We start from the raw sequence: 8,963 nt of genomic DNA, 5'->3' as shown, positions 1-8,963 counted from the left end.
ATCGACACGCTTCTTGAGATCGGCGAGGCGATTTCTGTCGCCTCCCGGCACCTCGATGGAGGCCCAGCCGGAATAGCCGACATCCGACAGGGCCTTGTTGACGGCAGCCCAATCGCAGTCGCCCTCGCCCAACTCGACATCGAAACCCTTCCACGGGCCTTCCCTATTCATCTTCTCGACGCTGTATTCCTTGATGTCGATCTTCAGGATGCGCGGGCCGAGCGCCTCGATCCAATGCGTCGGCCGGCCGTAGCGCAAAACATTGCCGACATCGAAATACCAGCCGAGCTTCGGATGATTGAAGCGATCGACGAAAACCGCCGCCTCCAAGGGGCTCAGCAGGAAGTCGTTCCAGACATTCTCAAGCGCGACCGACACGCCGGTTTCTTCCGCGGCGSGCAGAATTTTGGCGATCTCCGCCGCGGCTCTCGCGTAAGCGGTCTTGTARCTGGTATCCGCGTTGACGASGCCGGGAACGAGCAGCACCGTCGTCGCGCCGTAGAGCGTGGCATCGTGGAGCGCCTTGACCATCGAATCGACACAGGCCTGACGCGCCGCTGGATCAGGATCCGTCAGCGGGTGCTTCCAGTGCACGGCATTGACGAGGCCTGGAATTTCGAGGCCGGTCTTATCGCGGGCATTCAGCACCTCGTCGAGCGCCAGATCATTGGGCGAGTCGAGCTCAACCCCGTCATAACCGAGATCGCGCAGGAGCTGGAACCTCTCCAGGATGGAGAGCGTGGGTTCCTCGACCATGCTCCATTTCAGGCTGATCTTCGCCAGCGGGCGAGCAGAGACGGACGTGGAGGATTGATTAGGTGATGCGGTCATTGATGGGATCTTTGCTTGGTGGGAGCGGATGCGCGGCSGGACTATGTCAGCCAATGCAAAGCCGATCAATTGGTYCATTGAAAGGCAWCAARCAGTCGTTARCCTCAGCCACAGGRKTCCAAATTTATTYCAATARGRCGCACTTTCTTCAAATAACGGTCGGACTTAATGGGCGGCGCAATAGTAGCGGTTTGAGAGGTTGAGGACCCCACCATTGGGATAGAACCCGCCGGCCGGTGGGTAGAGATTGGCGTGAGACTGTTGCTCAAGATAGACGAGCGTGCTGCCGTTGGTGGGCTGGTCGGCCGACCACGCAACGCTGAAGGAGGCGGTGGCTGCGATCAGTCCCAGGCTGAGACTGAGGATTTTTCGATAGGAAGACATCAGCGTGTCCGTTGTTGAGGATACCTGATCCTAGCAACTAACCAATACTGGATTTTATATTCTAGTTTTCCGACGGCTCGGGAACGTTTCTTTGGCCAAGGCGGTCAAAAGCCGAAACGGTATTGGGAAGCCCCTGAAAAGGGTTCCGCAAAGAAACGCACGCCAAGTCGTCCGTGGCGCGCCAACTGTCTTCGCTTGTCGCACCAAGAGTGATGCGAAGGTGCCTATTGCAAGGAGATCGGCTGGCTGACCGTAGGCAGGGTCGGCGCAGCCGCAAGCAGGCGCTTGGTGTATTCGTGCTGCGGCCTGTTGTGAATTGCCTCGCTGGCACCCTGCTCGACGATCCGGCCGCGATGCATGACGGCCACTCGATCGCAGAGGTGCCGCACGACTGAAAGGTCATGACTGATGAATATCAGGGACAGGTCGAGTTCTGCACGCAACCGGATCAGGAGGTTGATGACTTGCGCCTGGATCGAAACGTCAAGCGATGCAACAGGCTCGTCGCAAACGACCACATCCGGCTGCATGGCAAGCGCGCGCGCGATTGCGACACGCTGCCGCTGCCCCCCGGAAAATTGGTGAGGAAAACGGTCTGCGGCGGACGGATCCAGACCGACCGCCGATAGTCACTGTGTGACATAGTCGCGGGCTTCGCCGCGACGTACAAGGCCATACGCCAGGGGGCCTTCCGCCAGGATCGCCCCGATCCGCATTCGCCCGTTCAGAGAAGAAAACGGATCCTGGAACACCGTCTGGATACGTGTCGTGATCTTGCGGGGGTTTCCCCCTTCGCTCATCACCGGATTTCCGGCCAGCAGGACACTACCATGTGTGGGCGCCATGATGCCGGCAGCCATGCGCCCCAGTGTCGACTTTCCTGAACCGGACTCCCCGACAAGGCCCAATACTTCGCCTCGTTTCAGAGCAAGGCTCACGCCGTCGACGGCATGTACCGAAGGCGATTGTTTGATCCTGCCAAATCTCCTGGCGACAGCCGACAGCACGCCGGCTTTCTCCTCGAAGGTTTTCGTTGCCTTCTCAATCACGAGAAGAGGATGTCCACTGGGCGGAAGGCCCACGGCGATTGCCTTGCGTGCCGGTGGCTGCGCGCTTTCAAGTTCTGCGGATCGCACCAGCAGTTGCCCGGGGCGCGAGCGTGAGGGCACGGCGTCGAGAAGAGCCCTCGTATAGGCGTGCTGCGGCTTCGTTAAGACGTCACCGGCGGGGCCTATTTCAACGATGCGCCCGGTTCGCATCACGGCAATCCGATCTGCGATCGATGCGATCGGTCGCAAGATCGTGACTGATCCATATGAGCGTCGTTCCCAATTCGGCAACGAGCGCCTTCATTTCCTTCAGGATCTCTGACTGAACCGAGACATCAAGGGCTGTCGTCGGCTCATCGCAGATGATGAGCTTGGGGCGATGCAAGAGCGCGATTGCGATGGCAACGCGCTGCCGCATGCCGCCTGAAAACTGGTGCGGATAGAAATCCACCTTTTGCTCTGGCTCATCGATACGCACGCGCGCCAGGGCCTCGATTGCTCTTTCTCGCGCTTGCGCGGTTGAAACCTTTTCGTGTGCCTCGAGCGCCAACCGGATCTGGGTTTTGATGTCCAACACCGGATTGAGGGCCATCATTGGGTCCTGGAAGACCATGGAGATCGTCTTCCCGCGTATCTTCCGCAGTTCCTCGTCCGGCAATCCGATCAATTCCCGCCCTTCGAACTTGATCGACCCTCCGGCAATATGCTCGGGCTCATCCACGAGACCGATGATCGAGAAGCCGGTGATGGATTTGCCCGATCCGGATTCGCCAACGAGGCCGTGCACCTCGCCCGCAATCAACGACAACGACACTCCGTCAACGGCCTTGATCTCGCCCCGGGCGCCGGGAAAGACCGTCCTCAGATCGTCGATCTCCAGAAGCGGAGATCATCGGCGAAGCCTGGGGTTAAGCTGATCACGTACCTGGTCGCCGACCAGGTTGAGGGAGACGATAAAGAGGATCAGGGCAATACCTGGATAGATGGAGATCCAATAGCGACCCGACAGCAGATATTGGAAGCCGTTGGCGATCAGCATGCCGAGTGAAGGCTCGGTCGGAGGCAAGCCAACGCCGAGAAACGAAAGCGTGGCCTCAAGCGAGATCGCACTCGCCATCTGAACCGTTGCCACGACGATTAAGGGCGGAAGTGCGTTTGGCAGGATATGGCGCAAGACGACGAGCCAAGGCGGCAGCGGAATGGAAAGCGCCGCCTCGACATAATCCTTCCGCCTTTCGGCGAAGGCGGCTCCGTGAGCAGTACGGGCGAATATGCATACTGCGCGGCGATCAGCGCAAGGATGAGCTGATAGCGCCCCTGGCCAAGCAGTGCGGCAATCACGAAAGCCAGCAAAATCACAGGAAATGAGAGCTGCAGGTCGACGACGCGCATTGCAAGAACTTCAGTGCGACCACCCACGAAAGCTGCCGTACAGCCGACCAGCGCGCCAATCGCGAAGGCGATCCCACTGGCCACCAGGCCCATCTGGAGTGAAATGCGCAATCCGTAGGCGATTGCCGACAGAAGATCGCGGCCCTGGGCGTCGGTTCCGAGCCAATGCCGATATCCTCCGGAGCCTATGAGCCCCGGCGCCCGGCGTGCATCGCGCAACACGAGATGGGCAAGGTCATAAGGATTCTGGGGGGTCAACAGAGGGGCCGCAACCGCCAGAATATGGCTGCGAGAACCACTGCGGCTGCAGCCGCAACCCTGTTTTGAAGGAAGTCGGCTAGAAAGAGCGAAGATGGGGTATGGCTCATCCGATGCGGGCCTTTCGCAAGCGAGGATCGAGCAAGCCGTAGACAAGATCGACGAGGAGATTGATGACGATGAAGAGCAGCGCGACGAGCATGAGGTAGGCGGCCATAACCGGCCGATCCAGCGACGTAATGCTGTCGATGATCAATTTGCCGAGGCCGGGCCAAGAGAAAATTGTTTCGGTGACGACGGCAAAGGCAAGGGTCGAGCCAAGTTCCAGGCCGAAGACGGTCACAAGCGGTATGGAGATCAACTTCAACACATGCCTGCGCAGGATGGTGGATTCGCGAATGCCTGCCGCTCGAGCGAATTTCACAATGTCGCTCCCGTGCCTAACACGAGAACCTTGAAGGTAACGAAGACTACAGGAACCGCTACTCCCGGCGGCGCACCTCCGCCCCACGGTCTGTCATCGCGGGCCAGCGCCCAGAAGTATCCGGTCTTGGTTTTGCGCGAGCCGGGATGTGCGCTGGAGCGGCTGCTGCCTATATTATATTTCGACGTCTACGGGTTAGGACCTATCCAGTTTCGCAGTAAGTAGTCTCCGAACAATGGCACGGTGAAATCTATGTCACCATATGAAGGGCTGTAGATCATCCCCTTTTTTATGATACTGGCCCGCATAGGCCCGAGCTTGTTAGGCGGCTCTTTCATCATCTCTGCAACGTCGCCGGATTTGTAGGGCCCCTCGCCTAACTTAGCCATAGCGAAGACGTATTCACGTTCGCGCGGCGTCAGGCGGTCAAAGCGTACCCTGAAAAACCCATCGTCAAGTCTTTGAAGTGCCCTCTGGGAGGACTGATCCACATCAGCGGCATCTATCGGCGACTGATTGGCGGTATTCCAAGCTTGATAACCCCATTCCTGGAGAAAATATGGATAACCTCGGGTCTTCGCGACGATAGCTTGCAGTGCATCAACTTTTATCTGCTCACCTTCCTCCTCGATCGGGTTCTTGATAGCTAGCTCCGCCGAATTTTGATCAAGTGCACCCACTGAAGGATAGGTAAACAGACGCTCCGCATAAGACTTCGCATCGCCAGAAAGAGCAGCCACCTGAGGCAAGCCAGCGCCGAAAAACAGCACCGGTAGGCCTTTCTGATTTATCCGATGAATCGCAACGATTAGTGCAGCGTAGTCCTTTTCGTTGATGTATTGGATCTCGTCGATCAGGAGCGTCCAGCTGCGTTCTGCAGCCTTCGCCGCCTCCCCGACCCTCACAAAAAGCTCCGCAAGATCGTATTCTATGTTTCCGCTATCGGCCGTTCCTGTCTCGGGATCCACTGACAACGCGAAATCGCCCATCTCCACTTTGAATATTGACGCGAAACTACGAAGCGCTCGCATTGCGCTGAAGGCACTTGCTTTCGCTTGCTCGATTACACTTAGTTTGCGAAGGATTTGATGGATGCGCGGATAAAGAAGCGTTGGAAGAGGAACTCCCTCTGGTGCTTCCACCATAGAAGTCAGGTGCCCACACTCTTCGGCAATCTTTTCAATTTGGTTCAACAAAACTGTCTTGCCGACACCGCGGAGCCCAAGCAGTATTTGAGATTGGGTGGGCCTGCCTCGAACAGCTCGTTGGACAGCTATGCGTGCATCTTCTAAAATTTTGTCACGGCCCGCGAGTTCCGGCGGTTGTGATCCGGCACCAGGTGCAAACGGGTTGCGAACTTCATCCATCACTTATATCCACTTTAGACGGTTATAAGGTAAGTGTATTATAACTGCCTATAAGTCAATATAACTCTGCCGGCATGGGCGATTGGCTTACAACTGCGCGTCACCATACGGGCGCCCAAAAGTGATCGAACCGGGCCGTCCGCCTTAAAGGGATCCGAACCAGCGACCCTGTTACCGCAAACTTCCCCGGTGGAAGCTTCGCTCGGCGAACCAACAATTTGGCTCGGCTGGAAAGACTGGGAATACCGTTTCAGACCCCGAACTCAGAGGGAATCGCGTTTCGACTGCAGTGCCAGAAACCGCTCGATCATGGCGTTGACCTGGCCGGGGACCTCCAGTTGGCAAAAATGACCGGGTTCAACGGCTTGACCGTAGGCGAGACCGGTCACCAGTTCCCGCAGACGCTCGAGATCCGACCTCGGCTGCGGCTCGCTTGCTGCGATATAGAGGGCAGCACAAGCCAGCCTCAAACCCTCGGAGGCGGGGTCGTGGCACTGACGTCATACCCTCCAGGATATGGACAAGTCTCCCCCTGTCGTCCGTCGGGATCGCAAGCGCATGCGACACGTAGGACGTGAGGGCCTCACGATAGCCGGAACCTTCGAGTTCGTGCAGGAACGACCGCGGGGCTCGGACCGGGTTGGACGCTGCTGATTAAGTTGCCCTCACGCCTGGAGCGAACTCTGGATCATGTCCGGTCCAGAATGCTGAAAAGCGGGGCTGTCGTGATCGCGAACACCTTATGCTCGTCACAGGGCTCGAAAGGCCACTTGTCCAGCGTATAGACCCGATTGAGAACACCACTCCTCCAGCGTTAATTTAAGCTATTGCGATGTCGTCACCTCGAACCTGGAATGCGAGAGCGTTTCGAGCGTCCACAAACAGCTCATCGAGCCCACTCCTCCACTGCGGGGATGTAGCCCCCAGGCAAGGTTTCTAGCCATTCAAGGTTGTCGTCCCATTTTCATCATCGCTCAGCTAGCCACCCCTTATCGACCCACGCCAGACGAGGTCGGCATGGAGCTGGATCCGCCTTTCTTCATGAAGGGAACGATCCTCAAGCCACCTAACGGCTTCGGTTGCGATTGCCTCAACGGGCTGCGCAAACGTCGTCAAATCGTAGGATGTCCAAGCCGCCTGTTCGATATCATCGAATCCTGCCACACAAAGCTGGTCCGGGATCGAAAGTGAGAACTGTCGACGTGCGGTATCCATGAAACCACAGGCGAGGAGATCGGTGGCGCAGAACACAGCGTCCGGCCGGTCCTGATGCGTGAGCAAGCGCTGCGCAAGAACCTGCCCTGCCTCATAACCCGTCCACCCGTATCGCTCGACGACGACGTCAAGCCCCAGCCGTCTGGCCGCATGAACGAAACCGTGCTCGCGGGCCATAAGGCTCGGCGTTCCGGCTTGCGAATTCGCAAAGGCAAGCCTGCGACAGCCCGCGCGCACAAATGCGGTGACAACGCGGGACGCGGCTTCATGGTCGTCAAGGTTGATACGCAGGGGGCCCGGCTGATCGTCATCTCGGTTGATCAGCACAAGACGCTGGCCGTTCTTCAGGCAAAGCTGAGTGATCGACTTGTCCGGAAGCCCCGACATGATGATCGAGGCATCCGCACGGTATCGAATGGCCTGCTTCAATGCCCGGTCAACACTGCCGTCGGAACGATCGGTGTTGACGAGCATGGCCACTTTACCGGCGTTCTGAAGCTTCTGTGTGAGTATGCTCAAGAGAGCTGACCGGTAAGGCGTCGCCACCTCGGAGACGATAAGACAGACGATCCCGCTCTCATTGCGCATAAGGCCCCGAGCCAGATGATTGACCTGATATCCAAGTGCGTCCGCTGCTTCCATGACGCGCCGCCTGGTTTCGGGGGAGACACTGGCTCCAGGCGTGAACGTCCGCGATACGGCGGAGCGTGAGACCCCTGCCCTCTCGGCAACTTCCTGCGCGCTGACATAAAGCCTTGCGGTCACGACACCCTCCAAGGCTATCACATTGCACAGAATTGCAACTAATTACAACGATGAACAGGCGTAGAGCAATGCTGGAATTAACGAATCCTTGTTGACAGTCCAGAAACGTTGATGCAGCATTTGCACACGCTTGCAAAAGCGTTCAGCGTGGAGGCGCTGCTAAACAAGGAGGATGTCAATGCGTTTTGGAACAGTTGCCGCGGCTGCGCTCGCGGCTGGCGTTTCGTTTGTTGCCTATTCGGCTCATGCGGCCGGCGATCTCAACATGATTTGTTCGGCGGACCCGCAGGTATGCGATCTGATGAAGGGGCTGTTTGAGAAGCAGTCCGACATCAAGGTCAATATGGTGCGCCTGTCTGCTGGCGAAACCTACGCAAAGATCAGAGCCGAGGCCCGCAACCCGAAAACTGACATCTGGTGGGCGGGAACCGGCGATCCGCATCTGCAGGCGGCCGCCGAGAACCTCACGCAGGAATACAAGTCTCCGCTGTTCGACCAGTTGCAGGACTGGGCGAAGAAGCAGGCCGAGAGTTCCGGATACAAAACTGTCGGCGTCTACGCCGGTGCACTTGGCTGGGGCTACAACACCGATCTCTTGAAGAGCAAGGGCCTGAAGGAGCCGAAGTGCTGGGCTGACCTCCTCGACACTTCCTACAAGGGTGAGATCCAGATCGCCAATCCGAACTCGTCGGGCACGTCCTATAACACGCTTGCAACGCTCGTGCAGATCATGGGAGAAGACAAGGCGTTCGACTATCTTGGCAAGCTCAACGGCAATATCTCCCAGTACACAAAGTCCGGCTCGGCGCCGGTCAAGGCGGCCGCGCGCGGCGAGGCAACGATTGGTGTCGTCTTCATGCACGATGCCGTCGCCCAGACGGTCGAGGGGTTCCCGATCAAGGCTGTCGCGCCTTGCGAGGGCACGGGCTACGAGATCGGTTCGATGTCGATCATCAAGGGCGCCAAGAATCTCGACAATGCCAAGAAGTGGTATGACTGGGCACTCAGCGCCGATGCGCAATCGCATATGAAGGACGCCAAATCGTTCCAACTGCCATCCAACAAGTCGGCAGCAGTTCCCAAGGAAGCGCCGAAGTTCGAGGACATCAAGCTGATCGACTATGACTTCAAGAAGTTCGGCGACCCTGCCGTGCGCAAGTCGCTGCTCAGCCGCTGGGACAAGGAGATCGGCGCCAAGGCGAACTGACGCAAGGCTCGCGCTTTCATGCAGTCGGCCTCACACCTGGCCGACTGCGCGTCCCCACGCAGATATAACGG

6 protein-coding genes and 4 pseudogenes are annotated in these 8,963 nt (G+C 57.9%); 1 reads left to right on the top strand and 9 read right to left on the bottom strand.

The window, feature by feature from the left end:
• From ASE04_RS10280 to ASE04_RS10245, 9 genes and pseudogenes are all read right to left on the bottom strand, one after another.
• The coding region (locus ASE04_RS10280) for a sugar phosphate isomerase/epimerase family protein (protein ID WP_244490381.1) at nt 1–831 on the bottom strand (831 nt) is incomplete at its 3' end.
• Nucleotides 832–1,029: 198 nt separating this feature from the next.
• Nucleotides 1,030–1,215, bottom strand: a pseudogene (locus tag ASE04_RS10275) (TIGR04028 family ABC transporter substrate-binding protein); the annotation flags it as partial.
• Nucleotides 1,216–1,439: 224 nt separating this feature from the next.
• Complete coding sequence (locus ASE04_RS31525) at nt 1,440–1,745, bottom strand: ABC transporter ATP-binding protein (protein WP_244490382.1); 306 nt, start codon at nt 1,743–1,745, stop codon at nt 1,440–1,442.
• Between the two features lie 21 nt (nt 1,746–1,766).
• Nucleotides 1,767–2,474 (bottom strand): annotated as a pseudogene (locus ASE04_RS31520) (ATP-binding cassette domain-containing protein); the annotation flags it as partial.
• Nucleotides 2,452–3,072 carry an ABC transporter ATP-binding protein gene (locus tag ASE04_RS31515; RefSeq protein WP_244490380.1) on the bottom strand — a complete coding sequence of 207 codons (621 nt, stop codon included), beginning with the start codon at nt 3,070–3,072 and terminating at the stop codon, nt 2,452–2,454. The pseudogene ASE04_RS31520 and the gene ASE04_RS31515, both read right to left, overlap by 23 nt.
• An 81-nt stretch (nt 3,073–3,153) precedes the next feature.
• Nucleotides 3,154–4,024, bottom strand: a pseudogene (locus ASE04_RS10265) (ABC transporter permease).
• Nucleotides 4,021–4,344, bottom strand: a pseudogene (locus ASE04_RS10260) (ABC transporter permease subunit); the annotation flags it as partial. The pseudogenes ASE04_RS10265 and ASE04_RS10260, both read right to left, overlap by 4 nt.
• Before the next feature lie 182 nt (nt 4,345–4,526).
• A complete protein-coding gene (locus tag ASE04_RS10255) occupies nt 4,527–5,705 on the bottom strand; it encodes an ATP-binding protein (RefSeq protein WP_056816079.1) in 1,179 nt (392 codons plus the stop codon).
• A 978-nt stretch (nt 5,706–6,683) separates the two neighbouring features.
• A complete protein-coding gene (locus ASE04_RS10245) occupies nt 6,684–7,685 on the bottom strand; it encodes a LacI family DNA-binding transcriptional regulator (RefSeq protein ID WP_056816073.1) in 1,002 nt (333 codons plus the stop codon).
• A gap of 178 nt (nt 7,686–7,863) precedes the next feature.
• On the opposite strand from ASE04_RS10245, the gene ASE04_RS10240 reads away from it, so the two are divergent.
• A complete protein-coding gene (locus ASE04_RS10240; RefSeq protein ID WP_056816070.1) occupies nt 7,864–8,892 on the top strand; it encodes an ABC transporter substrate-binding protein in 1,029 nt (342 codons plus the stop codon).
• Nucleotides 8,893–8,963: the final 71 nt, after the last annotated feature.

The sequence above is a fragment of the Rhizobium sp. Root708 genome, assembly GCF_001429725.1.
Taxonomy (GTDB): Bacteria; Pseudomonadota; Alphaproteobacteria; order Rhizobiales; family Rhizobiaceae; genus Rhizobium.
This window is presented reverse-complemented; position numbering and strand designations above follow the sequence as displayed.

What these genes read in the sequence shown, in the direction of transcription:
- ASE04_RS31525 (WP_244490382.1), bottom strand. Translation starts at nt 1,745, where the DNA reads ATGCAGCCGGATGTGGTCGTTTGCGACGAGCCTGTTGCATCGCTTGAC.
- ASE04_RS10255 (WP_056816079.1), bottom strand. Translation starts at nt 5,705, where the DNA reads ATGGATGAAGTTCGCAACCCGTTTGCACCTGGTGCCGGATCACAACCG.
- ASE04_RS10240 (WP_056816070.1), top strand. Translation starts at nt 7,864, where the DNA reads ATGCGTTTTGGAACAGTTGCCGCGGCTGCGCTCGCGGCTGGCGTTTCG.